This window comes from Janthinobacterium sp. AD80, assembly GCF_002878455.1.
Classification (GTDB): domain Bacteria; phylum Pseudomonadota; class Gammaproteobacteria; order Burkholderiales; family Burkholderiaceae_D; genus Janthinobacterium.
In genome coordinates this window covers 53734-80704 of sequence record NZ_NRDQ01000037.1, presented here as the reverse complement: position 1 = coordinate 80704, position 26971 = coordinate 53734, and the positions used below count along the sequence as shown (strand labels likewise).

At 63.2% G+C, this 26971-nt stretch carries 24 protein-coding genes and 1 riboswitch; of the genes, 10 read left to right on the top strand and 14 right to left on the bottom strand.

Features of this window, described 5'->3' with window-relative positions:
- Positions 1-765 (top strand): cupin-like domain-containing protein (locus JaAD80_RS09120; protein WP_102293884.1); only part of this gene is annotated, 765 nt, incomplete at its 5' end.
- 286 nt (positions 766-1051) lie between these two features.
- On the opposite strand, the gene JaAD80_RS09110 is transcribed toward JaAD80_RS09120, so the two are convergent.
- Complete coding sequence (locus tag JaAD80_RS09110) at positions 1052-1957, bottom strand: DMT family transporter (protein WP_102293882.1); 906 nt, start codon at positions 1955-1957, stop codon at positions 1052-1054.
- Between the two features lie 51 nt (positions 1958-2008).
- Here JaAD80_RS09110 and JaAD80_RS09105 point away from each other — a divergent pair, with 51 nt between their 5' ends.
- A complete protein-coding gene (locus JaAD80_RS09105) occupies positions 2009-2566 on the top strand; it encodes an XRE family transcriptional regulator (protein ID WP_258002889.1) in 558 nt (185 codons plus the stop codon).
- Here JaAD80_RS09105 and JaAD80_RS09100 read toward each other — a convergent pair.
- The 4 genes from JaAD80_RS09100 to trpS form a co-directional block, all read right to left on the bottom strand.
- On the bottom strand, positions 2512-3306 hold the full coding sequence (locus tag JaAD80_RS09100) for a bifunctional 2-polyprenyl-6-hydroxyphenol methylase/3-demethylubiquinol 3-O-methyltransferase UbiG (RefSeq protein ID WP_102293881.1): 795 nt from the start codon (positions 3304-3306) through the stop codon (positions 2512-2514). The two genes, JaAD80_RS09105 and JaAD80_RS09100, sit on opposite strands and share 55 nt — an antisense overlap.
- Positions 3303-4544: a voltage-gated chloride channel family protein gene (locus tag JaAD80_RS09095; protein ID WP_102293880.1), complete on the bottom strand. Its 1242-nt coding sequence runs from the start codon at positions 4542-4544 to the stop codon at positions 3303-3305. Before JaAD80_RS09095 ends, JaAD80_RS09100 begins: the two co-directional genes overlap by 4 nt.
- Positions 4545-4639: 95 nt before the next feature.
- Positions 4640-4714: riboswitch (Fluoride riboswitch) on the bottom strand.
- A 56-nt stretch (positions 4715-4770) separates the two neighbouring features.
- Entirely contained in the window at positions 4771-6360 is a 1590-nt protein-coding gene (locus tag JaAD80_RS09090) for a pyridoxal-dependent decarboxylase (protein WP_102293879.1), read from the bottom strand.
- A 163-nt stretch (positions 6361-6523) separates the two neighbouring features.
- A complete protein-coding gene (trpS, locus tag JaAD80_RS09085; protein ID WP_258002888.1) occupies positions 6524-7600 on the bottom strand; it encodes a tryptophan--tRNA ligase in 1077 nt (358 codons plus the stop codon).
- A 297-nt stretch (positions 7601-7897) separates the two neighbouring features.
- Here trpS and JaAD80_RS09080 point away from each other — a divergent pair, with 297 nt between their 5' ends.
- Positions 7898-9877, top strand: coding sequence for a CocE/NonD family hydrolase (locus tag JaAD80_RS09080; RefSeq protein WP_102293878.1), 1980 nt, complete (start codon positions 7898-7900; stop codon positions 9875-9877).
- 121 nt (positions 9878-9998) lie between these two features.
- Complete coding sequence (locus JaAD80_RS09075) at positions 9999-11048, top strand: hypothetical protein (RefSeq protein ID WP_180979353.1); 1050 nt, start codon at positions 9999-10001, stop codon at positions 11046-11048.
- Positions 11049-11069: 21 nt separating this feature from the next.
- On the opposite strand, the gene JaAD80_RS09070 is transcribed toward JaAD80_RS09075, so the two are convergent.
- The 4 genes from JaAD80_RS09070 to JaAD80_RS09055 form a co-directional block, all read right to left on the bottom strand.
- Positions 11070-11927, bottom strand: a complete 858-nt coding sequence (locus tag JaAD80_RS09070; RefSeq protein WP_102293876.1) for a DMT family transporter — start codon at positions 11925-11927, stop codon at positions 11070-11072.
- Between the two features lie 7 nt (positions 11928-11934).
- On the bottom strand, positions 11935-12756 hold the full coding sequence (locus JaAD80_RS09065; RefSeq protein WP_102293875.1) for an ABC transporter substrate-binding protein: 822 nt from the start codon (positions 12754-12756) through the stop codon (positions 11935-11937).
- 99 nt (positions 12757-12855) lie between these two features.
- Complete coding sequence (locus JaAD80_RS09060; protein ID WP_102293874.1) at positions 12856-14139, bottom strand: TCR/Tet family MFS transporter; 1284 nt, start codon at positions 14137-14139, stop codon at positions 12856-12858.
- Positions 14140-14296: 157 nt separating this feature from the next.
- Positions 14297-14962, bottom strand: a complete 666-nt coding sequence (locus tag JaAD80_RS09055) for an HD domain-containing protein (RefSeq protein WP_102293873.1) — start codon at positions 14960-14962, stop codon at positions 14297-14299.
- Between the two features lie 162 nt (positions 14963-15124).
- On the opposite strand from JaAD80_RS09055, the gene JaAD80_RS09050 reads away from it, so the two are divergent.
- The 4 genes from JaAD80_RS09050 to JaAD80_RS09035 all read left to right on the top strand — a co-directional run bounded on the left by JaAD80_RS09050 (position 15125) and on the right by JaAD80_RS09035 (position 19974).
- Positions 15125-15667: a hypothetical protein gene (locus JaAD80_RS09050; RefSeq protein WP_146012324.1), complete on the top strand. Its 543-nt coding sequence runs from the start codon at positions 15125-15127 to the stop codon at positions 15665-15667.
- A gap of 203 nt (positions 15668-15870) precedes the next feature.
- Positions 15871-16362, top strand: a complete 492-nt coding sequence (locus JaAD80_RS09045; protein ID WP_092802530.1) for a chemotaxis protein CheW — start codon at positions 15871-15873, stop codon at positions 16360-16362.
- 240 nt (positions 16363-16602) lie between these two features.
- The gene (locus JaAD80_RS09040) at positions 16603-18246 is read left to right on the top strand and encodes a methyl-accepting chemotaxis protein (protein WP_102293871.1); all 1644 of its coding nucleotides are present in this window, start codon (positions 16603-16605) and stop codon (positions 18244-18246) included.
- Between the two features lie 90 nt (positions 18247-18336).
- Entirely contained in the window at positions 18337-19974 is a 1638-nt protein-coding gene (locus JaAD80_RS09035) for a methyl-accepting chemotaxis protein (RefSeq protein WP_102293870.1), read from the top strand.
- Positions 19975-20028: 54 nt separating this feature from the next.
- Here JaAD80_RS09035 and JaAD80_RS09030 read toward each other — a convergent pair whose 3' ends face one another.
- From JaAD80_RS09030 to mgtA, 3 genes are read right to left on the bottom strand one after another with little or no spacing between them, the layout of a single operon-like run.
- Positions 20029-20550 (bottom strand): ribonuclease HI family protein, encoded by a 522-nt coding sequence (locus JaAD80_RS09030; RefSeq protein ID WP_102293869.1) that lies wholly within the window; start codon positions 20548-20550, stop codon positions 20029-20031.
- Complete coding sequence (locus JaAD80_RS09025) at positions 20547-20900, bottom strand: DUF6677 family protein (RefSeq protein WP_102293868.1); 354 nt, start codon at positions 20898-20900, stop codon at positions 20547-20549. The genes JaAD80_RS09030 and JaAD80_RS09025 overlap by 4 nt, the downstream gene beginning before the upstream one ends.
- A 36-nt stretch (positions 20901-20936) precedes the next feature.
- Positions 20937-23621, bottom strand: coding sequence for a magnesium-translocating P-type ATPase (mgtA, locus tag JaAD80_RS09020; RefSeq protein ID WP_102293867.1), 2685 nt, complete (start codon positions 23619-23621; stop codon positions 20937-20939).
- A 568-nt stretch (positions 23622-24189) separates the two neighbouring features.
- Between mgtA and JaAD80_RS30245 the strand changes: the two genes are divergently transcribed.
- Positions 24190-24537 carry a hypothetical protein gene (locus tag JaAD80_RS30245; RefSeq protein ID WP_146012323.1) on the top strand — a complete coding sequence of 116 codons (348 nt, stop codon included), beginning with the start codon at positions 24190-24192 and terminating at the stop codon, positions 24535-24537.
- A gap of 98 nt (positions 24538-24635) precedes the next feature.
- Here JaAD80_RS30245 and JaAD80_RS09015 read toward each other — a convergent pair whose 3' ends face one another.
- Complete coding sequence (locus tag JaAD80_RS09015) at positions 24636-25250, bottom strand: TetR/AcrR family transcriptional regulator (RefSeq protein ID WP_102293866.1); 615 nt, start codon at positions 25248-25250, stop codon at positions 24636-24638.
- Positions 25251-25272: 22 nt separating this feature from the next.
- Positions 25273-26490, bottom strand: a complete 1218-nt coding sequence (locus JaAD80_RS09010) for a multidrug effflux MFS transporter (RefSeq protein WP_102293865.1) — start codon at positions 26488-26490, stop codon at positions 25273-25275.
- 172 nt (positions 26491-26662) lie between these two features.
- Here JaAD80_RS09010 and JaAD80_RS30615 point away from each other — a divergent pair, with 172 nt between their 5' ends.
- Complete coding sequence (locus JaAD80_RS30615; protein ID WP_180979352.1) at positions 26663-26821, top strand: hypothetical protein; 159 nt, start codon at positions 26663-26665, stop codon at positions 26819-26821.
- Positions 26822-26971 lie beyond the last annotated feature (150 nt).

Genomic DNA, 26971 nt, shown 5'->3' with positions numbered 1-26971 from the left:
ATCCGCCACGCGGCGCGCGCCTTGCCCGCCATCACCGAAGTGCCGCGCCTGGCCATGCTGGATGCGGCCGCCTTCCGCGCGCGCGCGGCGCTGGGCTTGCCGTTCCTGATGCGCGGCCTGGTGCAGCGCTGGCCTTTGTCAGGCATGGCGCCGGCCGTCTTGCGCGAACGCTACAGCCACGTGCCCGTGCGCGCCAGGGTGGGCGACTACATCAACACGGCGTTCGCGGCTGACCGTGCCATGCAGGACATGTCGATGGGGGCATATCTGGACCTGGTGGAAGAGGGCGCGAGTGCGCTGCCGCCTTATTTGGGCAACCTGGAATTGCGCGAATTGAACAGCCTGTGCCATTGGCCCACGTATTTCGACAAGATGGGGCCGCCGCGCTTCTGGGTGGGGCCGGCCGGCACGGTGACGCCGCTGCATTGCGATTACGACGACAATATCTTCGCGCAAGTATGGGGCCGCAAGCGCATCATGCTGTCACCGCCGCACCATGACGCCTTCCTGTACCCGAGCGAAGCGAACGCCATCCTGTTCGGTTCGCCCTTCGACCCGGAAGCGCCCGATTTCGCGCGTTTTCCCCTGGCGCGCCAGGCCAGCATCATCGAATGCCTGGTCGAACCGGGCGACATGCTGTACGTGCCCGCCGGCTGGTACCACCAGGTGCGCGCGCTGACGTTTTCGCTGTCCTCGAACCGCTGGGCCAGGGCCGTGCCGTTCGCCCTGCATGGCGACGCGGCGCTGCGGCGCGCGGGCGACTGATACATCATTCTGAACCACGACTGGAGCAACTATCGATACCCTGGCCCGCGCCCTGATACTCGCCACTACCTACATCGAAGGCCGCGACGAAAACGACCCTGATGCCGACATTGCCGCCCTGGAGTCGATCGCGGCCGAGTTGCGGCATGCCAGCGGGGAAGAACAGGCCAGTCTGGCACGGGCCGCCCATGCGCTGGGCGTGCCTGGCTGGCCGGAAGAGATGGGACTGGCCTGATTACCCGCCGTGCACGTGTAACTGTGCTCGCGGCCGGCTGTCCATGCTGCCTTACTGCTGCACGGCCTTGGCGGCGCCGCCCCTGCGTTTCGGCCGCCATTCGCTGAGAATGCCCGCAGCGATGATCAGGATCGCGCCGACGATGGCCAGCGCCGGCAGGCGTTCGCCGGCGATACGTCCGATCACGCCGGCCCAGACAGGCTCGCCCGCATAGATCAGGGTGGCCTTGGTGGCCGAGATGCGCTTTTGCGCCCAGTTCATCACATATTGAATCAGTGCGCTGGCGCAGCCCAGCGCCAGCACGCTGAGGATGAAAGTCTGGCTCAGGGCGGGCGGCGCTTCGCCCATGACGGGCATCAGCAGCAGGGCGATCAGCGACGCCGTGGCCAGTTGCACGATGGTCACGCGCAAGATGTTCAGCTGCGGCGAAACGCGGCTGATGAGGATGATTTCCAGCGCGATGGCGATGGCGCCCACGGCCGTGATCAGCTCGCCAGTGCCAAATGCCATGCTCAAGCCATCCGTGCCCGTCAGCAGCAATAGCCCCACGAAGGCCAGCGCCACGGCGGCCCACACGGCAGGATGGGGCCGCTGCTTGAAGACCAGCCATTGCACCAGCGGCACGATGGGGACATAGAAGGCCGTGATGAAGGCCGATTTGCTGCTGGAAATATGCATCAAGCCATAGGTTTGCAGCGCGTAGCCGCCAAAGATGCTGACACCGATGGCCATGCCCGTGAACAGCTCGGCCCGGCTCAGGTGCCGCAGCTGGCCCCGGCAAATCAGGGCGCCGATGGCGGCGGCCACGGCAAAGCGGGCGGCCACGAAGGCCAGCGGGCCGCTGACCGTGACGGCATGTTGCACGACCAGAAAAGTGCCGCCCCAGATGAAGGTGATGGCGATCAGGGCCAGTTCGGGCAGGCCGAGGGCGGGCGGGGGACTTGCGTGTGTTTTCATGGGAGGCTATGCTATGAGCAAAATATTTCCCACTATAATAGGAGCAATATATTGCGCAGTCAAGCCGAAGCCGGTGGCGTGCTGGCACACCTGGCCACCAATCTGCGGCGCTTGCGACTGGCCGCCGGCCTCAGCCAGGAAGAGCTGGCGCGCCTGTCTGGCCTGAGCCGGCGCATGGTCAATGGCGTGGAGGCGGGCGGCACCAACATCAGCCTGGCCAATCTCGACCATGTGGCCGCCGCCTTGAACGTGGCCTTTGTCGATCTGGTCCAGCCGCCGCAGCAAGCGCAGGCCAGCCTGCGGGTGCTGATGTGGCAAAGTGCCACGCAGGCCAGCCAGGCCGTACTGCTGGGCGCTGCGCCCGCCAGCCGCCAGGTGGAACTATGGTCGTGGACCCTGGCGCCGGGCGAGCGCTACGATGCGCAAGCCGACCCGGCCGGTTTCAGCGAAATGCTCTACGTGCTGGAAGGCGAGCTGCAGTTGGTGCTGGCGGACGGGGCGAGAGCGCTGGCCACGGGCGATTTCCTCGTCTTCAGCAGCGCGCAGGCGTACAGCTATGTCAACGCTGGCGCATCGACCTTGCGCTTTACGCGCAATGTGGCCAGCTGACGGCGCAGTGACGGCAGGCTGCAGCCGATGAGCAGCAGCATTGGCCGTTCCCGCTCTTCCGCCAGGGCCGGCTGCTGCGCCACCTGTGCATCCGTCGGTCCCCATTCTTCCACGTGATCGATCCGCAAGCCGGCTTGTATCAAGGCATTCAGGGTCGTGCCCAGGGTGCGGTGCTGCTTGATCACGCCGGGCGCCAGCCAGTCGGAGATGCGCGGGCCTTGCCGCTGGTAGCTGTCGACGGGCCAGGTCTTGCGTCCTTGCGCATCCGTCAGCCAGCCCGGCTGGCGCGGCGCCATGAAGACCGGGTGCTCGATGGAAAACACCAGCTTGCCACCGGGTTTCAAGCCATGCCGGATGGCGGCCAGCAGGGTGGCAAAATCCTCGATGTAGTGGAAGGCCAGCGAACTGTAGACCAGGTCGTAGGTCGCCGGCGGCAAGGCCAGTTGTCCGAGATCAATCCGCGCATAGCTGAGCGCGCCGTGCTGACCCATGGCGCTCGCCTGCGCCAGCATCTTTTCCGACACGTCCACGCCCAGCACCTGGGATGCGCCCGCATCCGCCGCCCAGCGGCAGAACCAGCCATAGCCGCAGCCCAGGTCCAGCACCCGCTTTCCCTGCAGCGTGGGCAGCATGGCGCGCAAGGCTGGCCATTCGGGGGCGGCATCCAGGCCGCCGATCGAGCGGGGCAGCTGGCTGTAGGCCGTGAAGAAGGCCTCGTTGTCGTAGATATTCTGTGTCATGTATCGAGGTCCTTGCGGGGCGTGCGCTTGGCGTGGCCGCCGCGTTGCGCCCGGTAAATGCCGGCGTGGCCGGAAAACAGGTAGGCCACGACGCAGGCGATGGCCGCGTACACGCCGAGCTCCGCGCCAAACAGTTCCATGGCCATCAGGGTCGAGGCGATCGGCGTGTTGGCCGCGCCCGCGAAGACGGCGACGAAACCGATGGCCGCCAGCAAGGTGGCGGGCTGGTGCAGCAGCGGCCCCAGCGCATTACCCAGGGTCGCGCCGATGAAGAACAGGGGCGTCACTTCGCCGCCCTTGAAACCGCTGCCCAGCGAGACGATGGTAAACGCCATCTTGCCGAGGAAATCATACGCCGGCAGTGGCTCTTTCAGCGCATCGGCGATGGTGGGAATGCCCAGGCCGATGTAGCGGTCCGTGCCCAGCAGCCACACGGCAAGCGCGATGAGCACGCCGCCGGCCAGCGGGCGCAGCGGCGCGTAGGCGATCCAGCGTTTCATCAGGGCGCTCAAGCCATGCGTGGCTTGCGCGAATACTTTACCTGCCACGCCGAACAGCATGCCCGCAAGCACCATGGCGGACAAGGTCCAGGCGGAGAGGGCGGGGATCAGTGGCACGGCATAGTGGGTATGCTGGACGCCCCACAGCAGACCCACCTGGTCGGCGATGACGGCAGCGGCCAGGCAGGGCAGCATGGCTTCGTAGCGCAGGCGGCCGATGGCCAGCACTTCCAGGCCAAAGATGGCGCCTGCCAGCGGCGTGCCGAAGACGGAGGCAAAGCCGGCGCTGATGCCGGCCATGAGGATGATGCGGCGGTCTTCATTGTTCAGGCGAAACAGGCGCGTGAGCTGGTCGGCCAGCGCGCCACCCATCTGCACGGCCGTGCCTTCGCGCCCGACGGAGGCGCCGAACAAATGCGAGACGACGGTGCCGCCCAGGACCAGTGGCGCCATGCGCAGGGGAATGATTTTCTTCGGATCGTGGATTTCATCGATGAGCAGGTTGGCGCCGCCTTCCACCGCGCTGCCGTAGCGCAGGTACAGCCAGCCGACGGCAAAGCCTGCCACGGGCAGCAGCCACACCAGCCACGCGTGCGCCTGCCGCGTTTGCGTGGCCCATTCAAGGGCGAACAGGAAGCCGGCCGACGCGGTGCCGGCCAGCACGGCCACGGCGGCAGCGATCAGCAGCCATTTCAGCAGATGCAAGAGCAGGTCAGTGAAAGCGGTGAGGCGTGTCATCGTGCGTGTCCAGTCTGGTATGGGTAGAACCTGGACAGGCGGCCGAAGATGCAAGGGCGCGGGGTGCGCGCCTGCATCTTTCCGACGGTCCAGGAAAGTCTGCAGGCATCATCAGCCCGAAGGCGGTTCACGAAGAAATACGTGGGAGGAATGCCATCTCCGCTGGAAATTCTAGCACTGCCGGCCGATGGAGACTATTAAATTTTGACAATGGCCGTGATAAATCCTACAGGCCCAGCTCCGCCACCAGCGCCTGCCCGATGGCGCGCTGTTCGGTCAGGATGGCGCGCAAGTGGTGAGGACGCGTCTTGACGTTGGTCATGACCACGCGCAGCACATTGGTCGGGCCAGGATAGCGCGTCGATTCAAGCACCGTGCGCGAGACAAAGCTGTGGCCTTCCGCCTTTTGCCGGTTCTGCAGTTTGGCATTGAGCGTGTTGAGCTGGGTGTTCAGTGCTGCCGCCGCGTCCAGCTGGCCGCCGGCCAGCAAGCTGTCCATGCGCTGGCGCAAGTGCACGGGCACGTAGCGGTAGGTGAGAATGAAGGTGTCGGAGCGCGTGACCAGTTCGAAATCCTGCTGGTCGGCCAGCAAATCCTGCAACTGGCCGGACAAGGTGGCGGCCTGCTGCAGCAACGTGGTGTAGCCGGATACGCCCAGCACCTTGAACGAAGTCCACAGTTTCAAGGCATCGAAGCGGCGCGAGCCTTCCAGCGAAGTCTGGCCCAGGTCGCCCGAGTTGTCGCGCAGGATGTAGTTGGCGTTGTGTTTCAGCAGGTTCAGGCTGGCGCTGTCCTTGAACAGCACCATGCTTTGCGCCATCGGCACCCACAGCAATTTATGCCCGTCGATGACGACGGAGTCGGCTAGGGCAATGCCCTCGTACAGCGCACGGTACTGTTCCGCGATCAAGAGGGCGCCGCCCCAGGCCGCATCCACGTGGAACCAGATGCTTTCTCGCGCGGCAATGGCCGCCATGGCGGCCAGCGGGTCGATGGCGCCCGTTTCCGTCGTGCCGGCGATGCCGATCATGGCCACCACCTTGATCTTGCGCAGTTTTAAATCGGCAATCGTGTCTTCCAGCGCCGCGATATCGATGCGGTTGTCGCGGTCAACGGCCACCAGGTGCAGGGCGTTTTCACCGAGGCCCAGGGTCGCCAACGCTTTCTTGACGGAATAATGGCTGCGGGCCGAGCCGATCACGGCCAGTCCCGCGTAAGCGGCATCCTGCATGGCGGCAAACAGGCCCCGCTTGCGCGTGCCTGGCAACTGTTTTTCTAGCGCCACGGCCAGCGCCGTCAAATTGCCCATGGTGCCGCCATTGACGACATTGCCCAGCGCGCCGCTGGTGGCGGCCATGGCCTGCGCGTAGACGGCGTCCGGCTGCTGGTACACCTGGCGGTGCAGCCAGCCGAGGATCTGCTTTTCGATCAGGGTCGAGACATACGCCGTTTCGATCTTCACCTGGTTCTGGTTCAGGGTGGCCGTAAATGCTTCGGCCAGCACGCTGATCCATGGCAAGGCCTGGGTCATGTGACCGATGTACTGGGGATGGTTCAGCTGGGCCGTATTGGCCAGCACGGTGCTGTCGAGTTCTTGCAGGAAATCCGCCACCGGCATGCCATGCGCGGGCGGGCTGGTGTCGGACAATTGCGTCAGCAGTTCCGCATACGGCGTGTGCGGATAAGGTTCGCCGCGTTCGGCGGCCAGCCAGCCGCCCAGCATGCGCAGCGCCTGCTGCAGGGGCGCGGGTGCCTGCTGCAGCGCATCGATGGAAAAATGCTGCTGCAAAAGCTGTTCGATGGCGGAGTCGGTCATTGGCTATGTTTCAATTATGGTGCCCCTAAGACAAGTACCGGGGTCGGACCCTGAGAGTCCGACCCCGGACTTTGCTGTTGGGTTAGGCAAAAAAATGGCCCGGCGGAGACGGGATTCTACCCGACTCCGCCAGGGCGCATCAGTTTGCTGTTGGCGGTGGGAGTTAGAAGTAATTCAGACCCAGCGCCGACTTGACTTCATCGGCCGTGCGGGCCGCCACTTCGCGCGCCTTGAAGGTGCCTTCCTTCAGCATCTGGATGACTTGTCCCTTGTCCTTGGCGAACTCTTCGCGGCGGGCGCGGATCGGTGCCAGCAATTCCTGCAAGACCACGTCCAGGCGCTTCTTGACGATGCTGTCGCCCAGGCCGCCGCGCACGTAATGGGCTTTCATTTCTGCCAGCGCGGTTTTTTCCGGATCAAACGCGTCCAGGTACGTAAAGGCGATGTTGCCTTCCAGGTGGCCCGGGTCTTCCACGCGCAGGTGCAGCGGGTCGGTGTAGACTTTTTTCACGGCGGCCGTGATCTCGGCCGAGCTCGCGCCCAGGTTGATGGTGTTGCCCAGCGACTTGCTCATCTTGGCCTTGCCGTCGATGCCGGGCAGGCGGCCGATGTCCGGCACCAGCGCCTTGCATTCCATCAGCACTTCGCGGTTGTACATGCGGTTGAAGCGGCGCACGATTTCATTCGTTTGCTCGATCATCGGGATCTGGTCTTCGCCCACTGGCACGACGCCCGCCTTGAAGGCCGTGATGTCGGCCGCCTGGCTGGCAGGGTAGGTCAAAAAGCCGGCCGGGATGTCGCGCTCGAAACCGCGCAAACGGATTTCTTCCTTGACGGTGGGGTTGCGCTCGAGGCGCGCCACGGTGACGATGTTCAGGTAGTAAAAGGTCAGCTCGGCCAGTTCCGGGATCTGCGACTGGATGAAGACCGTGGTCTTGCTCGGGTCGATGCCGACGGCCAGGTAGTCGAGCGCCACTTCGACCACGTTGCGGTGCACCTTGTCGATGTCTTCCATATTGTCCGTCAGCGCCTGCGCGTCGGCCAGCATGATGAATTGCTTGTAGCTGTTCTGGTAGCTGACGCGGTCGCGCAGGCTGCCGACGAAGTGACCCAGGTGCAAGGGACCGGTCGGGCGGTCGCCCGTCAGGATCACGGATTGCGAAGCGATGGCGGCCGCGGACAGCGGTGCTGCCGGTGCGTCATGCTGGTCTTGGGTATCTGGGGTATTAGGCAAGCTCATCAAGTTTCCTTTTGAGCCGCCTGCATCGGGGATGATCCAGGCTGAGCCTGTTACGCCACCGATCGAGGCGGCGTGGATCAAATTCACATCACTATACAGTGGCCGCGCGAAAGTGAGCGGGACCACCAATTCAGGCAGGCGTGTTGTGAAGGGATAAATTTCATGGCGTTATGGTTGCAGTTCGCACGCATTCTGTCAAGTTGCAGCCCGATTTATCTGCCGCGCAGGCGGCTGCCGGATTTCTGTCAAACTTGCTTTGCGGGTACTATTGTCAGCATGAATCTTTTGGAGAAGTGTATGCCTGTTGTATCCCCCGTCCGCCTGAGCGGCCTGGCCCTGCTTGTCAGCACCGTGTTCATCGCTCCCGTGCTGGCGCAAACGCCGCGACTGCTGCAAACGCCGCAAACGCCGCAAACGCCGCCCATGACGCCCGATATCGGCGCCAGGCTGGTGATGCCGGACCTGAACGACTACGTCAAGCGCGTGGCCATGATCCCCATGCGCGACGGTGTCAAGCTGTACACGGTGATCGTTGTGCCGAAGGGCGCCAGCCGCGCGCCGATCATGCTCACGCGCACGCCCTACAATGCTGCCCGCCGCGCCCAGCGCACGGCCAGCCCCAGCATGCTGGCCACCTTGCCGCAGGGTGACGATACCCTGGTGGAAAACGGCTACATCCGCGTGTTCCAGGATGTGCGCGGCAAGTATGGCTCCGAAGGCGATTATGTGATGACGCGCCCGGTGCGCGGTCCGCTCAACAATACCAAGGTCGACAACGTCACGGATGCGTGGGACACCATCGACTGGCTGGTGAAGAACGTGCCTGAAAGCAATGGCAAGGTGGGCATGCTGGGTTCCTCGTATGAAGGCCATACGGTGCTGATGGCGCTGGTTGATCCGCATCCTGCCCTGAAGGTGGCCGTGCCCATGAGCGCCATGGTCGACGGCTGGCGCGGCGACGACTGGTTTCACAATGGCGCCTTCCGCATGCCCAGCCTGTCGTATATCGCCGGCCAGACCAGCGTGCGCGGCGGCGGCGAATCGCCGGCCCTGGGCGTCTACGACGATTACGAGGCGTATCTGCGCATCGGCTCGGCGCGCGACTTTGCGAGGAAATTCGGCATCGACAAGCTGACCTATACGAAAAAACTGTTCGAACATCCGGCCTACGACAGTTACTGGCAGGAACAGGCGTTGGATAAAATCCTCGCGAAACGCCCGCTGATCGTGCCCACCATGCACGTGGTGGGGCAATGGGACCAGGAAGATATCTATGGCCCGTACGCCAGCTACTGGGCGATGGAAGCACGCGACCACCGCAACAACCTCAATTACCTGGCCATCGGCCCTTGGCGCCACAGCGGCGTCAACTATGACGGCTCCAGCCTGGGCGCCTTGAAGTTTGACGGCGATACGGCGCGCCAGTTCCGTGAAAAAGTCATGCAGCCATTCCTCAATCAATACCTGAAGGATGGCGCGCCGGAAGCGAACACGCCGCCCGTGGCGTCGTACCAGACGGGCACCAACCAGTGGCAGCGCCTGCAGCAGTGGCCGCTGGCCTGCGAGACGTGCGACACCAAGCTGACGCCGATCTACCTGCAGCACGGCTTCCAGCTGGGCTTTGCGGCGCCATCGGGCGCTGCGGATGCGGCGGAAGGCGCCTTCGACGAATACGTGTCCGACCCGGCCAAGCCCGTGCCGTTCGTGCCCCGTCCCGTGCGCCTGAACGATGGCGACGTGTGGAAGCCATGGCTGGTCAGCGACCAGCGCGGCTATGCGGACCGCACGGACGTGCTCAGCTATGTTTCCGAACCGTTGAAGACGGCCGTGCGCATTGCCGGCGCGCCGATGGTCAACCTGTTCGCCGCCACCAGCGGCACGGATGCGGACTGGGTGGTAAAACTGATCGATGTGTATCCGGACGAAGTGCCGTCGCAGCCGGCCATGGGCGGGTACCAGCTGGGCGTGGCAATGGATATCTTCCGCGGGCGCTACCGCGACAGCTTCGAGCACCCGGCGATGATAACGCCGGGCAAGGTCGAACGCTACCGCTTCGCCTTGCCGAACGCGAACCACGTCTTCCTGCCCGGCCACCGCATCGCCGTGCAAGTGCAGTCGAGCTGGTTCCCCCTGTACGACCGCAACCCGCAAAACTACGTGCCGAACATCTTCCTGGCCGACCCAGGCCACTATATAAAAGCCACGCAGCGGGTGTATCACGCGGCAGGGGCGGCCAGCGCGATCGAGTTGCCGATGGTGGGCGTGTCGGAGCGGTAGAAAGGCTGGCGTGATGTGCTGTGCGATAGCGGCCCAAGGGTCGCTATTTTTTTGCTCACAAGAAAATTTTCATGTTACTGTTTTGATAAATTCGATAACCTCTTTCTTGAAGGAGCGCGGCATGCAGGCGAAACGCCACCGGCTGATACTTGCCCTGTTTTTCTTGCCTTGGCTGGCAGGCTGCGGCGCCATGTCCAGCTGGCGCGCCTCGCAGCGCATCAGCTACACGCCCATGCTGGAGAAGGTACTCGTGACGCCGGCGCCCACCTTGGACGATGCCGCCAGCTACGTTCCCCGTTTTGCCCTGATGGCCCTGTTTTCCCAGGTGGTTTACCGCCATGACATGCCTGAGGCGCGGCGCGTGCAGGATGGCTGCGGCTATCTGGCGGGCGGCGACGATGTGTTCGGCATGCCTGCCGATGCGCAGGGCAGGCGCTGGCGCCGCCTGGTCTGGACGCCGGAGCAGCTGCGCGCGCAGCCGTCTCTGCCGCCGCCGTGCTACCAGCAGCACGGCCTGTATTATGAAACCTATGTGCACCGCGGTGCCGGCGCGGATGGCGACGACGTGGCCGTGATCGCCATCCGCGGCACGGAAAACTGGGCGCTGCGGGTGCAGGCCGCCGACTGGAGTGCAAATGCGGCGGCATCGTTTGGCATCGATGCGGCGCAATATCGGGCTGCGCGCGAGACCATCCACCCCCTGGCCGTGCGCATGAAGGAGGACAATCCTCGCCTGCGCGTATTCGTGACCGGGCATTCGCTGGGTGGTGGCATCGCGCAGCAGATCGCCTACATGGGCACGGAAGTGGATGCGGCTTATGTGTTCGACAGTTCGCCCGTCACTAACTGGAGCGAAATGATGCTGATGCAGCCGTCGCCCGTGAAGAATGCCTATCCACAAGTGTTCCGCATCTATCATCGCAATGAAATATTGCAGGACTTGCGCAACCTCAGCACGCGCATGATGAGCAAGCAGCTCGAACGTGCCGACTACGAGTTCTATTTTCACGACAGCAAGAAGATCGCCTCGCATGACATGGCCATACTGACCTGTAATTTTGCCGGCTTCATCAAGGATGATACTGCGCCATTCGACTATCCGGCCAGCTTTGCCGCGCAGGTGCTGCGTGATCCCGTCCTGTGCGCACCTGTTGCGCCGGGGCGGCCCTGACGCGAGCCTTTGCAGCCCTGATCAGCCCATGCGCATCAGCACGGCTCCCGCCGCGATCAGCGCGATGGCCAGGTAGCGCCGGGGGCTGATGCGTTCGCGCAGGAACAGGGCGGCGATGGCGACGGCGAACAGGATCGATGTTTCGCGCAGGGCGGCGATGGCTGCCACGGGCGCCTGCGTCATGGCCCACAATGCCAGGCCATACGAGGCCAGGGTGCCGAAGCCGCCAAAGGCGGCCAGCCGCCATTGCGTGCCAGCATAGGCCAGCAAGTCGGCCGGGCGGCGTAGCGCCGTCCACAGCAGCAGCCCGGCGCCGTTCAGGACAAAAATCCACATCGTGTAGGCGGCCGGCGCGCCGGACAGGCGCACGCCGATGCCATCGATCAGGGTATAGCTGGCAATGACGCAGGCATTGCCCAGCGCAAAGGCGGTGGCGTGTCCCGCGTTTTTCGCCACGCGGGCAGTGGCAGGCTGGCGCGATGCGAAATACAGGCCGAAGATGCCGGCGCAGATGCAGGCGACGGCGCCCATCTGCATGGACGACAGGCGCTCGCCGATCAGCGGCCAGCTGGCCAGCGCCACCAGCAGGGGCGCGCTGCCGCGCATCAATGGATAGGCGTGGCTCATGTCGCCCGCCCGGTAGGCGGCCGCCAGCAGCGAGTAATAAGCGAGTTGGGCCACGGTGGACGCCGCCAGGTAGGGCCAGCTGGCCGGATCAGGCGCTGCGACGAAGGGCAGCACGGCCAGCGAGATCAGCGCCGCGCCCGCGGACACCAGCACGGTACTGAGAAAGGTATCCTTGCCCGACTTGACGATGGCGTTCCAGCTGGCATGCAGCAGGGCGGCAAACAGTACGACAGCGACGACGGTACCGGACATGCGGGCCTTAGCGCGGGCGTATGCTGAGCGTCAGCAATTCCTGGCGGTGATGGCGCTGGAAACCCTCCATCAGGGTACCGGAGCGGCCCGCTTTTTCCAGCAGTTCGCGCAGGGTGGCCTGGTCTTCCGCCGTCAGCGACTTGCGCGACAGGTAGGCGCCGCTCATGCCCCAGGGCAGTTCCGGCAGCGCTTCCAGGCGCAGGCGGTCGGCCAGGCCATACACGCGCGCGTCGTTCTGCGCCACGCCGGCCAGAATGGTCGGGCCCATGATGGTGGCGTCGATGAAGCCGCTTTGCATCAAACGCGCCACGGAGAGCGCGTCGACTTCATAGAAGAGCCGGCCCTGGCTGCCGAGTTCCTTGGCCAGCGCCTGGTAGGACGCGCCATAGTCATAGCCGCGCACCAGCGCAATGCGCAATTCGCGCCGGTCGATCAGTTCCTGCATGGTGTTGATGGGTGCGCGCGCGCTTTGCAGCGATACCAGCAGGGGCCGGTTGCCCATCAGGGGAATGAACAGGCCGTGCTGGTCGCGGCGGGGCGTGCTGCTGGCCGGTATCAGCATGTCGGCCTTGCCCGCCTCGAACATGGCTTCCAGGCGCGCGCGGGGCACGGGCGTGAAGATGAAATTGCAGCCGGCCTTGGCGCCCAGGCTGCGCAGCAAGTCCGGGTAGATGCCGCTGATGGCGGCGCCATTGATCACCACGCTGGCCCCGATCGCCGAGACGGGCACCTGGATATCGCGCGAACATTGCGCGCTGGCCAGGGACGGCAGCGCCAGCGCCAGCATGGCCATGGTTCGGCGCCAGGCGCTGGAATAAAAGTCAGTCATACCCATCCTTGCTCACCATCGAATGCCGGACGTCGGCAACGCACGGCTGATCGCACATTCTCGCCTATTTATTTCTCAAATGCAATATTATGCCGCCGACTACTTTGTGGTGGAAACCACAAGTCCTTCCTGGCCATGCGCCTTGAAGTATCTCCAGGCCACGGCGATGCCCAGTACCTGCATGACGGCGCACAGATAGAAGGTGCTGCCGATGCGCCAGTCCTGCGGCGGCAAGTGGCTTACTTCACCGAGGATCATGCTGCCCAGCAAAGGCATGATGATGATGCCCAGGCTGCTGATGGACTGCAATGAACCCATCAGTTCACCCTGCTCGCTGGCGTTTGACGACTTCGAGATGATGCCTTGCAGGGCAGGGCCGGCGGCAAAGGCCAGCAGGTTGCACAGGATGAGGGCGTACATCATCCAGCCCTGCGTGGCCAGGCCATACAGCAGATAGGTGATGGCGCCCGAAGCCATGCCCAGCAGGGACAGGCGCACTTCGCCAAAGCGCTTGATCAGGATGCCCAGCAAGCCCGCCTGCACCACGGCCGCGCACAGCCCCACGCAGAACAGGGCAATGCCGTTCTGGCGCGGCGTCCAGTCGAAGCGGAAGTGCGTGTACAGCACCCATGTGGTGTTGAGCATCATCTGCGCAAACGTCATCAGGCCAAAGGCCAGCACCAGGCCGCGGATCTCCACGCGGCGCGCCAGCTTCAGCAGGGCGGCGAAGGGATTGATGCGCGCCAGGGTGAACGGCGCGCGCGGACCCGGTTGCAGCGATTCGGGAACGAAGCAATAGCCGTAGATAAAATTGGCGGCCGATAATCCCGCCGCGACAAAGAAGGGCAGGTGCAGGTTGATGTCGCCCAGCAAGCCGCCCAGCATGGGGCCGCAGATGAAGCCTAGGCCGAAGGCGGCGCCGATCTTGCCGAAACTCTTGGCGCGGTTGTCCGGCGTGGAGACATCGGAGGCATACGCGGATGCCACCGACATGCTGGCCGACGACACGCCGCCAATCACGCGGCCGATGAACAGGCAGGCCAGGTTGGGCGCCAGCGCGGTGGCAAGGAAATTGACGGCCATGCCGGCCATCGAATACAGCAGCACGGGACGGCGTCCCACGCGGTCGCTGACGGCGCCCAGCATGGGCATGAAGATGAATTGCAGCAAGCCGAAGAGGGCTGCCATGATGCCGTACCAGAAGGCCTGGGCATCCTTTCCGTCGACAAAGTCGCCGATCAGGATGGGCAGCACGGGCACCACCAGGCCGATGCCCAGCATGTCGATGAAGACGCAGACGAGGATGAAGTTGAGGTTGCCGGCGCGCGCGGGCGCGGCCGGTGAAGAGAGGGTAGTGCTGTCGGGTGTCGTGTTGTCGGACATGCATGCTTTCGGCGCACACCGCGCGCCGCCATGCGGCCCGCAGGGTTCAGTTGTTGGCGTTGCGCCCGCGCGTCCATGCTGCTGCTGACGCCGCGGCGCGATAGCTGAGCCTTGTATTATAGACAGCATGGGCCATGCTGGCTATCGCCACCACATGCTATATGGCAACGCCCCATTCGTCGGCGAAGGCGGCGCGGAATTCCGTCAGCACGGCCAGCCGCCGTTCGGCCAGGGCGCGACCCGCCCGCGTCTGCATCTTGCCCGGCAGCTTGTCGAGTTTGGTAACGATATGGTCGAGCGCGTAGGCCTTGTCGTCCAGCGGGCGCTGCGCGGCCAGCGGGTCGCTGCCATGCGCCAGCGCGCTCTCCATGCGTGCCGCCGTGTAGAACAGGCGCGCCAGCCCGACGGCGCCCAGCGCGTCGATGCGGTCCGCATCCTGCACGATTTGCGCCTCGATGGTATGCGGCGGCAGGTTGGCGGAAAAACTGTGCGTCTCGATGGCATGGGCCACGCCCGGCAATTTGTCAGCGGGGAAATCCAGTTCCGCCAGCTGGCGGCAAGCCAGGCTGGCGGCCTGGCGCGAGGCCAGGTGGCGCTCCGGATGGTTTTTTGGCAAGTTGACCAGGTCGTGCAGGTAGCAGGCTGCCATCACGGTCAGGGCGTCGGCTTGCGCGTACTCGCGCAGCAGCACGCTGGCGTTGCGCCAGACACGCTGCAAGTGATTGATATCGTGGGCGCTGTCGTCGCCCAGGCCGGCCTTGGCCAGGGCCAGCAGGCGGGGTTGCCAAAGTTCAAGGGAAGGAGGGAGGCAGCTGGTTGTCATTCGGTACAGTCCTGATAAAGAAGCGCCCGTATTGTGCCATAGGCGCGCGCCTGGTTTCTGTCTCCTGGCGCGGCATTGTCATTGTCTTGTTTTTCATGCAAACTATCTATGTGGCAAGATGTTCGTCCGGATGTGGGCGCGCCTGGACCATTACCGCACACCATGAAAGACACCATGCGAACCATACTGATGCTGCTTGCCGTCCTGATGGCCAGCCCGCCATTGCTGGCGCATAACACTCCTGCGCTCAACTACAAGGAAGACACGCCTGCTCTTGGCACGCACATCCGCCGCGATGCCTTGCGTGACAGCTGGCTGCCGCTCAACCAGACTTACGGGGAAATGAGCGTGGAACACCGGAATAAGCTGCGCGCCGTATATTCTTCCATGGCGGCCGATGATGAGCCGCCTTTCCCCCTAAGGGGGCTGGGACCGAGCATCATGCAATTGCGCGAGGTGCACAGGCGCATAGGCGGCCCTGGCGAGCTGAAACTGATCCTGTCGGTGGATGCCGAGGGTAACGTCGGCGATGTTTCCGTGTACTCGTCCTCGAACGAGCGCATGGCGTATTACGGCGCTATCCTGCTGAGCAAGGAAAAGTTCAAGCCCGGGCTATGCCATGGCGTGCCCTGCGCCATGGATTTCATGTACCGTTTTGAATATGCGTTCTTTGATGATGTCATTGATAACACGCTCGTGAAATAAACGCCGCTGCGGATCGCCAGGGTATCGGGATTGCCACAAAAGGTTGTTATAAATACAGTAAATTCAGGTGATGTGCACATTTTTAGTGCACGTCATATTTACATGCGTTAATATTGCCGTATTGCAATTTTAATGCGCTGTTTTTTAACGCCCGGCACCATGAATGCCCTGCGCGCTTCCGGCGTTTTTTCTAAAGGATTATCATGAGCACCATCTCCAGCGAATCGGGCGCGGCTGTCGCCAAGGCTGCCGAATACCTGGCTTTTACCCTGGGCCAGGAAGAATACGGCATCGACATCCAGAAAGTCAGCGAAATCCGCAGCTATGAAACGCCGACCCGCATCGCCAACGCCCCCGAGTTCGTCAAGGGCGTGGTCAATCTGCGCGGCATCATCGTGCCGATCGTCGACATGCGCATCAAATTCAACCTGGGCACGCCCAGCTATGACCAGTTTACCGTCGTCATCATCCTCAACATCGGCAACCGCGTGGTTGGCATGGTTGTCGATCGCGTTTCCGACGTCACCACCTTGCTGCCAGAGCAAATCAAGCCGGCACCGGACATGGGCCGCTCGATCAATACGGAATATGTGATTGGCCTCGGCACCATCGACGAGCGCATGCTGATCCTCGTCGACATCGACCAGCTGATGTCCAGTGCCGAGATGGGCCTGATCGAGAAGTTGGCGGCGTAAATTCCCAAACCATACGCTGCTGTGGGAAATTTCTAGAAACAATTGACCCCAAGCATTGCTTGCTCTTTCTGCAAGGCGCACGCTAGCGCATTTCCTGGCGCACGGTTCACGCGGACCGTGCGCCAGTTTCACTTCAGTTTCATTTTTTATGCCCGCTTCGATACTGCCGCCAGCCAGAGCGCCCCATGGGGTGCGGCAAGCTTTTGCACATCTGGCAGCAGGGCTTTTTAGGATAGTCACATGAATTTATTACGCAACGTCAGCATCGGTGTCCGCCTGGGCCTCGGTTTTGCCGTCATCTTGCTGTTTTCGATGGTCATCACGGGCATCAGCGTCTGGCGCCTGCACGACGTGGCCACGGCCACACGCACCATGATGGAACAGCCGCTGGCCAAGGAACGCTATATTTCCGACTGGTACGGCCGCATCGACAGCGCCGTGCGCCGCACCATCGCCATTGCCCGCAGCAGCGACACCTCGCTCAGCGGCTATTTCGCCGAAGAGTCGAAAGTCTCGTCGGCCAGTTCGGCCGAGCTGCAAAAGAAAATCGAAGCACTGATCGACCTGCCGGACGAAAAGGCCATGTTTGCCGGCTTGCTGGAGCAGCGCAAGGTGTACATCAGCTCGCGCGACCAGGTATACAAGCTGAAAGGCGAGTCGCAGGTCGAGGCCGCCAATGACGTGTTTGAAAAGACGTTCGTACCTGCCGCCGCCAAGTACCAGAAGATGGTGCAGGACTTGCTGGAACACCAGCGCGCCAGCATCGACACGACCGCGCGCGAGATCGACGCCGTTGCCAATACCAGCCGCAACCTGCTGCTGGTGCTGGCCGTGCTGGCGCTGGCATTCGGCGTCGTGTGCGCCTGGGTCTTGACCATGGGCATCGTGCGCCCGCTGCGCACGGCCGTGGAAATCGCCCGCAAGGTGGCCGATGGCGACCTGACGGCGCAGATCGACGCCAGCGCCAAGGATGAAACCGGGCAGCTTTTACTTGCCCTCAAAGACATGAATACCAGCCTGCTCAACATTGTCAGCGAAGTGCGCAGCGGCACGGACAGCATCGCCACCTCATCGACGCAGATCGCCGCCGGCAACCAGGACCTGTCGAGCCGCACGGAAGAGCAGGCCGGTTCGCTGGAAGAAACAGCGTCATCCATGGAAGAACTGACCAGCACCGTGAAGCAGAATGCGGACAATGCGCGCCAGGCCAACCAGTTGGCGGCCTCGGCGGCGCAAGTGGCCGTCAAGGGCGGCGACGTGGTGGCGCAGGTGGTGGGCACCATGGAATCGATCAACGCCTCGTCGAACAAGATCGTCGACATTATTTCCGTGATCGACGGTATCGCTTTCCAGACGAATATTCTGGCCCTGAACGCGGCCGTGGAAGCGGCGCGCGCCGGCGAGCAGGGCCGTGGTTTCGCCGTCGTGGCATCGGAAGTGCGCAACCTGGCGCAGCGTTCGGCCAGTGCCGCGAAGGAAATCAAGACCCTGATCGGCGCGTCCGTGGAGCAAGTCAACGCGGGCAGCATGCTGGTGGCGCAAGCCGGCTCGACCATGAACGATATCGTCGACAGCGTGCAGCGCGTGAGCGACATCATCACGGAAATCACGGCCGCCAGCAGCGAGCAAAGCGTGGGCATCGACGAGATCAACCGCGCCATCGGCCAGATGGATGCCGTCACCCAGCAAAATGCGGCGCTGGTGGAAGAATCGGCGGCGGCCGCCGAATCGATGCAGCACCAGGCGCACAGCCTGGCGCAAGTGGTCAGCGTCTTCAAACTGAATGGCCAGCAGGCCGGCGCCACCGGCTTGAAAGGCGCGCATGCCGCCCAGCGCCAGGCTGGGCAAGCACCGGCAACGGCCTTGCGCCTGCGCGCACGCTGATGCCTCTGGCGGCTGCCGCGCGCAGCCGCCTTCCCTGTCTTTTGCTTTGTACCCTTTTGTAGTCTGGTTCCGCTTTTTTAGGATATTCACATGAATTTGTTAAGAAACGTCAGTATTGGTGTGCGTCTCGGCCTGGGTTTTGCCGTCATTTTGCTGTTTTCCATGGTCATCACGGGCATCAGCGTGTGGCGCTTGCACGATGTGGCCGTGTCCACGCGCAATATGATGGAGCTGCCGCTGGCCAAGGAACGTTTCATTTCCGACTGGTATGCGAAGATTGACAGCGGCGTGCGCCGCACCACGGCCATCGCGCGCAGCAGCGACACGACACTGGGCGCCTACTTTGCGGAAGAAGCCAAGCAATCGTCGGTGGTGTCGGGCGAGCTGCAAAAGAAAATCGAAGCGCTCATTTCCAGCCCGGAAGAAAAGGAATTGTTCCGCCTGGTGAGCGAGCAGCGCAAGGTGTATCTGGATTCGCGCGCACAAGTGTCGAAACTGAAGGCGGACGGACACGAGGCGGAAGCGGAGCAGGCATTCCAGAACATTTTCGTGCCAGGCTCGACGAAATACCTGAAAGTGGTCAACGACATGCTGCAGCACCAGCGCGCCAGCATCGACGCCACGGCGCGCGAGATCGATGATGTTGCCAGCACCAGCCGCAACCTGTTGCTGACCTTGGCCGCGCTGGCGCTGGCATTCGGCGTCGTGTGTGCCTGGGTCTTGACCATGGGCATCGTGCGCCCGCTGCGCACGGCCGTGGAAATTGCCCGCAAGGTGGCCGATGGCGACCTGACGGCGCAGATCGACGCCAGCGCCAAGGATGAAACCGGGCAGCTTTTACTCGCCCTCAAAGACATGAATACCAGCCTGCTCAACATCGTCAGCGAAGTGCGCAGCGGCACGGACAGCATCGCCACCTCGTCGACGCAGATCGCCGCCGGCAACCAGGACCTGTCGAGCCGCACGGAAGAGCAGGCCGGTTCGCTGGAAGAAACAGCGTCATCCATGGAAGAACTGACCAGCACCGTGAAGCAGAATGCGGACAATGCGCGCCAGGCCAACCAGTTGGCGGCCTCGGCGGCCCAGGTGGCCGTCAAGGGCGGCGACGTGGTGGCGCAGGTGGTGGGCACCATGGAATCGATCAACGCCTCGTCGAACAAGATCGTCGACATTATTTCCGTGATCGACGGTATCGCTTTCCAGACGAATATCCTGGCCCTGAACGCGGCAGTGGAAGCGGCGCGCGCCGGCGAGCAGGGCCGTGGTTTCGCCGTCGTGGCATCGGAAGTGCGCAACCTGGCGCAGCGTTCGGCGTCCGCCGCGAAGGAAATCAAGACCCTGATCGGCGCGTCCGTGGAGCAAGTCAACGCGGGCAGCATGCTGGTGGCGCAAGCCGGTTCGACCATGAACGATATCGTTGACAGCGTGCAGCGCGTGAGCGACATCATCACGGAAATCACGGCCGCCAGCAGCGAGCAAAGCGTGGGCATCGACGAGATCAACCGCGCCATTGGCCAGATGGATGCCGTCACCCAGCAAAATGCAGCGCTGGTGGAAGAATCGGCGGCGGCCGCCGAATCGATGCAGCACCAGGCGCACAGCCTGGCGCAAGTGGTCAGCGTCTTCAAACTGAATGGCCAGCAGGCCAGTGTCACGGGTTTGAAGGGCAAGCAACGCCCTGTGGCGAAAGAAGCCAAGGAAGCCTTGCGGATCGGCCGTGCGGCTTAAGTTGCCTACCCCGTCAAGGCCGGGATCGTACCCTGGAGGGCACGACCCCGGTATTTAGGACTCTGGGGTAAGGTTTGCAACCGCCATCTGCGACAGTTTGTCCGCCTCGCCATTGCGGTGGCGCGGCAGCCAGTGCAAGCTTACCTCTGTGAATTGTTCCAGCAGGGCCACTACGGTGGCCCTCTGCGTTTCCAGCCCCTTGGCGCCGACCGGCGTCGTTCCCAGCACATCGTTGATGACCACCTGGCTGTCGCCGTACAGCAGCAGCTGGACCGGGGGCGGGCGCACCTTGACCGCCGCTTGCAGCAGCGCCGTCAGGGCCGCGTATTCCGCTTCGCTGCTGTTGCCATAGCCGGCCGCCTGGCTCACTTCGATGCGTTCGCCCTGTGGCCCCAGCAGCAGGGCGCCTATGCCCAGCTTGCCTGGATTCGGATGCGCGGAACCATCGAACCAGCCGCGCCAGGCCAGCGGCCCGCCGTGATCCTGGCGGCTCAGCGCCAGCTGCGCGCGGCGCGCCTGCATCTTCGCTTCCTTGCGCTTTTTGCGTTCATTGCGCGCCTCCGCTTCTTCCGTCATGGTTTGATCAGAAAGATGTCGATGATGCTGGCTAGCCAGCACACCACCAGCACAGCAACGGCCACCGTCATGGCCGGACCGTCATTGGCCGACAGGGCATCGACTTTTTCCGCGATCAGCTGCACGTCAAGGGGCAGGGCGCCACTGTCGATCTGTGCCATGATCTGGTCCAATCGTGCCATGATCTGGCGCAACACGATCAGCAGCGCGACCAGCGCGGGCACGAGGAAGAGGCAGCCACGGGCTTTGCGCCCAAGCAAGAAATGCCCGCTGCCGGGAAATACCAAAGCGGACAGCAGCAAGGCCTGCGTGCGTTTGGATATTGATGAAGCTGAGGGGGAGCCGCTCATGCGCGCCTTTTATCGGTGGAAGAGCGGTCCATCATACTATTGCCAGCCGAATTTGCGCAGGTACACGCGTTTCATGAACGTCGTCAGCACGGTGTAGCAGACGAGAATGCCCAGCAGCCATGGGAAATATCCCAGCGGCAAAGCCTGCAGCTTGAAGTAGCTCGCCAGCGGCCCCATCGGCAGGAAGACGCCCACGGCCATGATGGCGGTGGTCGCCACCAGCAAGGGCACGGACGCGATGCTGTCGATGAAGGGCAGCTTGGGCGTGCGGATCAGGTGCACGATCAGGGTTTGCGTCAAGAGTCCCACGACGAACCAGCCGGACTGGAACAGGGTCTGCTGTTCCGGGGTATTCGCGCCGAACACATGCCACATCAGGATGAACGTGCTGATGTCGAAGATCGAGCTGATGGGGCCGAAGAAGACCATGAAGCGGCCGATGTCGCGCGGGTTCCAGCTCAAGGGCTGCTGGATCAGTTCGGCATCGACATTGTCGAACGGAATGGCGATCTGCGACACGTCATACAGCAGGTTTTGCACCAGCAAGTGCAGCGGCAGCATGGGCAGGAAAGGCAAAAAGGCGCTGGCCACCAGCACGGAAAACACATTGCCGAAGTTCGAGCTGGCCGTCATGCGGATGTATTTGAGCATGTTGCTGAAGGTGCGGCGGCCTTCCAGCACGCCTTCTTCCAGCACCATCAGGCTCTTTTCCAGCAGGATGATGTCGGCCGCCTCCTTGGCGATATCGACGGCCGAATCGACGGAAATGCCGATGTCGGCCGCGCGCAGGGCGGGTGCGTCGTTGATGCCGTCGCCCATGAAGCCGACGATGTGGCCATTGCCGCGCAGCGCACGCACCAGGCGTTCCTTGTGTAGCGGGCTGAGCTTGGCAAACACGGTGTTGTCTTCGGCCGCCCTGGCCAGGGTGGCGTCGTCCATGTCGTCCAGCTGCGGGCCTTGCAGCACGCCATGCACGGCCAGGCCCACTTCGCGGCAAATCTTTGCCGTCACCAGGTGGTTGTCGCCCGTTAAGACTTTGACCGTCACGCCATGCTCGGCCAGCGCGCGCAGGGCGGGCGCCGTCGATTCCTTCGGCGGATCGAGGAAGGCCACGTAGCCGATCAGGGTCAGCGCCGTTTCATCGGCCACGCCATACACGGTTTTGTGCGGCGGCACTTCCTTGACGGCCACGGCCACCACGCGCAAGCCTTCCGCATTCAGGCCTTGCGTGGTTTCCAGCACTTTCGCCAGCAGGGCATCATCGAGCGGAATGCTGACGCCGCCGAGGCGCAGATGGCTGCAGGCGGCGAGGATTTCCTCGACGGCGCCCTTGCAGATCAGCTCATGGTGGTCATTCTTTTCAGACACGACGACGGACATGCGGCGGCGCACGAAGTCGAACGGGATTTCATCCACCTTGACGTAATCGCGCGCCAGCTGCATTTCCGTCTGCAGTTCCACGTGGTCGAGCACGGCGCGGTCCAGCAGGTTTTTCAGGCCTGTCTGGTAGTGGCTGTTCAAATAGGCAAATTGCAGCACTTCATCGGAGGGCTGGCCGAACACGTCGGTATGGCGCTCCAGCACGATCTTGTCCTGCGTCAAGGTGCCCGTCTTGTCCGTGCACAGCACGTCCATGGCGCCGAAGTTCTGGATGGCATCCAGGCGTTTCACGACGACTTTCTTTTTCGACAGTTTCACGGCGCCCTTGGCCAGGGTGCTGGTGACGATCATGGGCAGCATTTCCGGCGTCAGGCCGACAGCCACCGATAGCGCGAAGAGGAAGGCTTCCATCCAGTCGCCCTTGGTCCAGCCATTGATGAGGAACACGAGCGGCGCCATCACGAGGGCGAAGCGGATCAACAGCCAGCTGACGCTGTTGACGCCCGCTTCAAACGCCGTCGGCGTGCGCTCCGTGGCCGTGACTCTCGTGGCGATGGTGCCGAAATACGTGCGGTTGCCGGTGGCCAGCACCAGTGCCGTGGCCGCGCCCGAGATCACGTTGGTGCCCATGAACAGCAGGTTGGCCAGCTCCATCGGGTCCTTGCCTTGCGCATCGGCCAGCTCGGCCATCTTTTCCACCGGCAAGGATTCGCCTGTCATGGCGGCCTGGCTGACGAACAGGTCCTTCGCGGACAGCAGACGGCAATCGGCGGGGATCATGTCGCCGGCCGACAGCACGATGATGTCGCCCTGCACCAGCTGGCGGATAGCCAGTTCCGTCTGCTGGCCATTGCGCAGCACGGTGGCGGTGTTGCTGACCATGGCTTTCAGGCGCTCGGCGGCGCGGTTCGAGCGGCCTTCCTGCACGAAGCGCAGCAGGGTCGACAAAATTACCATGGTGCCGATGACGATGGTCGCTTTCGGATCTTCCGTCAGGTAGGAAACGATGGCCAGCACGGTGAGCAGCAGGTTGAACGGATTCTTGTAGCACAGCCACAGATGCTGGTACCAGGCCAGCGGTTTTTCATGCTCGACTTCGTTCGGCCCCGTCTGCGCGCCAATGACTTGCGCCTCGGCATCACGCAAGCCTTCGAGGCGCGTGTGCAGGCGGTTCAGGGCCGTGTCGAGGTCTTCATGGGCGGCGCCCAGCAACTGGCGCGCCAGGTGGTCGGGCACGGGCCGGGCCGTGCTGTTTTCCAGCGGCATGGCGCGCCGGCGGAAGTGGCCGGCCGTATGGCGCTTGCGCAGGAACGATTCGAATAAGCGGGTGAAGAGATTCATGGCTCTTCCTTTCACGACGATGTGTTGGCGGGCGGCGCAGCCGCAGGCAAGACTTGCGTGCCGCCAACGCGGCATGGCTAGCTTGGCTAGGCATGGCGCTGGCGTGCAATCCGGGTCAGTAGCCGGTCGCGATCGGAAAGAGGGAGGAGGCGCGCAGCCGGACTGGCCGCGCGAGACACCGCACCTTGCTCAGCAAGGCACGGAGGAAAGAGAGTTCCGCGTTGCTTGCTGTTTAGCTGCCGAGGCAATCACCGATACAAGATCGGCTACTGTCACTAGAACAAGTACCCACGTGGGACTCCGTAAATGAATAATGAGGGCATCTTATGGACGTGCTGCAAGAGTGTCAACTGAAGAAATCTTAGGTTTCCAAAGTGTAATGTGGTGTGTGGCGAAGTCGCACGTCGGATGCCAAAAAGTAAAAAATTTTGTTTGGCCGGAAGCTGCCGTCCCCGTTGCCGTGACAATCCGTGATTTTTGCCACTTGGCAATCCGTTATGCTCGGGTACGCCAATTGGCCAAGAAACAGCCACTGTCAACGCTATGCCTATAGAGAAAACACATGCCCATGGAACTGATCGCCGTTGCCGTAATCGCCGGGCTTCTTGTCATGTTTTTTGCTGGCAAGCACTTTTCTAAAAAACGGCCCAAAGAAACCCACTTTGAATGTGCCCGTTGCGGCACGCTTGCACGCCACACCGACCGCACCATGGAAGCCTGGCGCAACAACAAGACGACCTACTTCTGCCAGTCCTGCCATCTTAAATGGCTGCATGGCAGGGCGCCGCGAGAGCGTGAACGCGGCACTTCGCCGGTAGGGCGCAGCTCCCGCTCCCCATCGGGATGCCTTGGCGTTGTCGTGCTGTTTGCCGTCGTTCCGCTCGCTGGCTTTTTATTGGTGCACGCATATGCCTGAGCTATCTTTCGCATGCCGGGCCTGAGCAGAAAACGCCGGTTTCTGTCCTGTGTCTACGACGTTGCTGTTCAGTATGTCTGGAAACTGGACCTGCCGCATCAAGCTGATTGCACCGCCAGCGCCAGCGAATCGGACAATATCTGCCACAGCGCCGCGTGGCGCTGCTGCAGGGTGGCACCGCCTGCGTAGATCAGTTCCACGTGCAGGCTGTCGACGATGCCCAGGTAGGCTTGCGCGTACAGTTCGATGCGCTGCGGCGGCAGGGATGGCACCAGGCGGCGCAGGCTGGCAACGTAATGGCGCTGCAATTGCGCCAGCAGCATTTCGTAGCCGGTGCCGACTTCCACGCGCAGGCTGGCGGGCGGCAAATAGGCCGTGCGCAGCAGGAAGCGCAGATGGGCAGAATCCGCATAGCGCTGGGCCATGCGGTCGCAGTACAGGGAACCGGCCAGCTGGCCGCCGGCATTTGTCGCCAGCGATGCTTCGTCGGCGAAACAGCCATCCATGAACGCTTGCTCTTCGGCCAGCGCGTCGGCAAAGACGTCAAGGAAGAGGGCGTCCTTGCCAGCGAAATGCGAATACAGCGAAGCCTTGCGCATGCCCGCCTGCTCGGCGATGTCGCTGAGGGACGAGGCGTCGTAGCCGTGCTCCGAAAAATGGACGACGGCGACGGCGCAGATGTTATCGGCCGAGGCCGAGCGTTTTTTCATCATGGGGGTGCTATGGGGTGAGGCGTCAGTGCGCTCCCTGGCCGGTGGCATGGGCCGGATGGCCGCGCGCAGTTGCCAAGGTCAGCCATGATACCAGCAGGCCGGCCACGGTCAAGAACAGTAGCCATGGCAACGGCCCCCGTTCGGACAGGCCGGCCGCCAGCGGCGTGGCCAACGATGACAAGCTCATCTGGATGGCGCCCAGCAGGGCGGCCGTGGAGCCGAGCGCCTTGCGCTGCGAGCCCATGGCCATGGCCATCAGCGCCGCTTCCGCGATGCCCAGGCCAAACAGGGCCAGGAACATGCCGGGCACGACGGCCGTGATGCCGGCACCGGCCCACGCGCCCAGCAGGGCCAGCATGGCGCCGCACAGCATGGCGGCGCTGCCGGCAGCGCTCAGGCGCGCCACGCCGTACTTTTCCACCAGGCGCCCGCTGGCCATCGCGCCCAGCAGCACGGCCACGCCCGTGGCGCCGAAAACCAGGCCGAAGCTGCCGGTGGACAGGCCGAAATCGCGCTGGTAGACGAGCGAGGCGCCGCCGATATAGGCAAACAGGAAAAAGAAGCTGGCGGACAGGGCCAGCGCCGGCAGCAGGAAGGCGCGGTCGCGCGCGATGCGCGCATAGGTGCGGTGCATGCCTGCCGGCGAGACGCGGTTCGCCAGCGGCAGGGTTTCTGGCAAGAACAGCGCGCTGTTGAACAAGGTCACGCCGCCCAGCACGGCCAGGGCCAGCATCACGGCGCGCCAGCCGTAATGCGCGTCGAGCAGGCCGCCGACGGCGGGCGCCAGCACGGGCGCCAGGCCAACGATGGTCATCAACAGGGCAAACAGCTGCGCCGCCCGGACGCCATCGGCCACGTCGCGTACCATGCTCATCACCACCACCAGAGTCAAGGCCGCGCCCAGGCCTTGTACCAGCCGCGCCAGCAGCAGGGTGCTCAATTGATCCGCCTGCGACGCCCACACGGCGGCCAGCATGTAGACGGCAATGCCGGCCAGCAGCGGACGGCGCCGCCCCAGCATGTCGGTCAGCGGTCCGCACAGCAGTTGTCCGGCGCCCAGCGCCAGCAGGAAAACGGTCAGGCTCAATTGCACATTCCCATACGAGGTGTGTAGTTCGCGCGCCATGGCCGGCATCGAGGCCAGGTACATGTCGATGCCGGCCGGACCGAGCACGGCCACCAGGGCCAGGGACGCCGCCAGCCCGAGACTGGCGGCGGGGAGAGTGGTTTGCTGCTGCATTGCGATTCCTTTGATGGTCAAAAAACACGGCATGGACACCCTTGTCTTTTTTATTGTACACTTACTGCCTACCGGTAGGTAGCCACTATTTTTGCACAATTTATAAAGGATCCGTGATGACGATGCGAGACGAGATAAAAATGGCTGCGCCAGCGGCGTGGGGAGCACGCACATGACCGAAGTGGGAATCGCCCTCAGCGGCGTGGCCCTGGCCTTGCTGTTCGCCGCCTGGAGCTCGCACCGCGCCCGCTGCGAGCGGCGCGACGTCGTGTGCCTGACGATACTCGGCACGGCGCTGGGCTTGCCGGGTGCAGCCTTGCTGGCGTTGTAGGCGGGATTAGCACAGCGTAATCCGACACCACCGCGTACGCCAACCATGTAGTCGGATTACGCGCTTGCGCGCTAATCCGACCTGCGCAGCGATGTGCCTGCGGGCATAAAAAAAGCAGGCCGCGTGGCCTGCCTTTGTCGCTGGCACGCC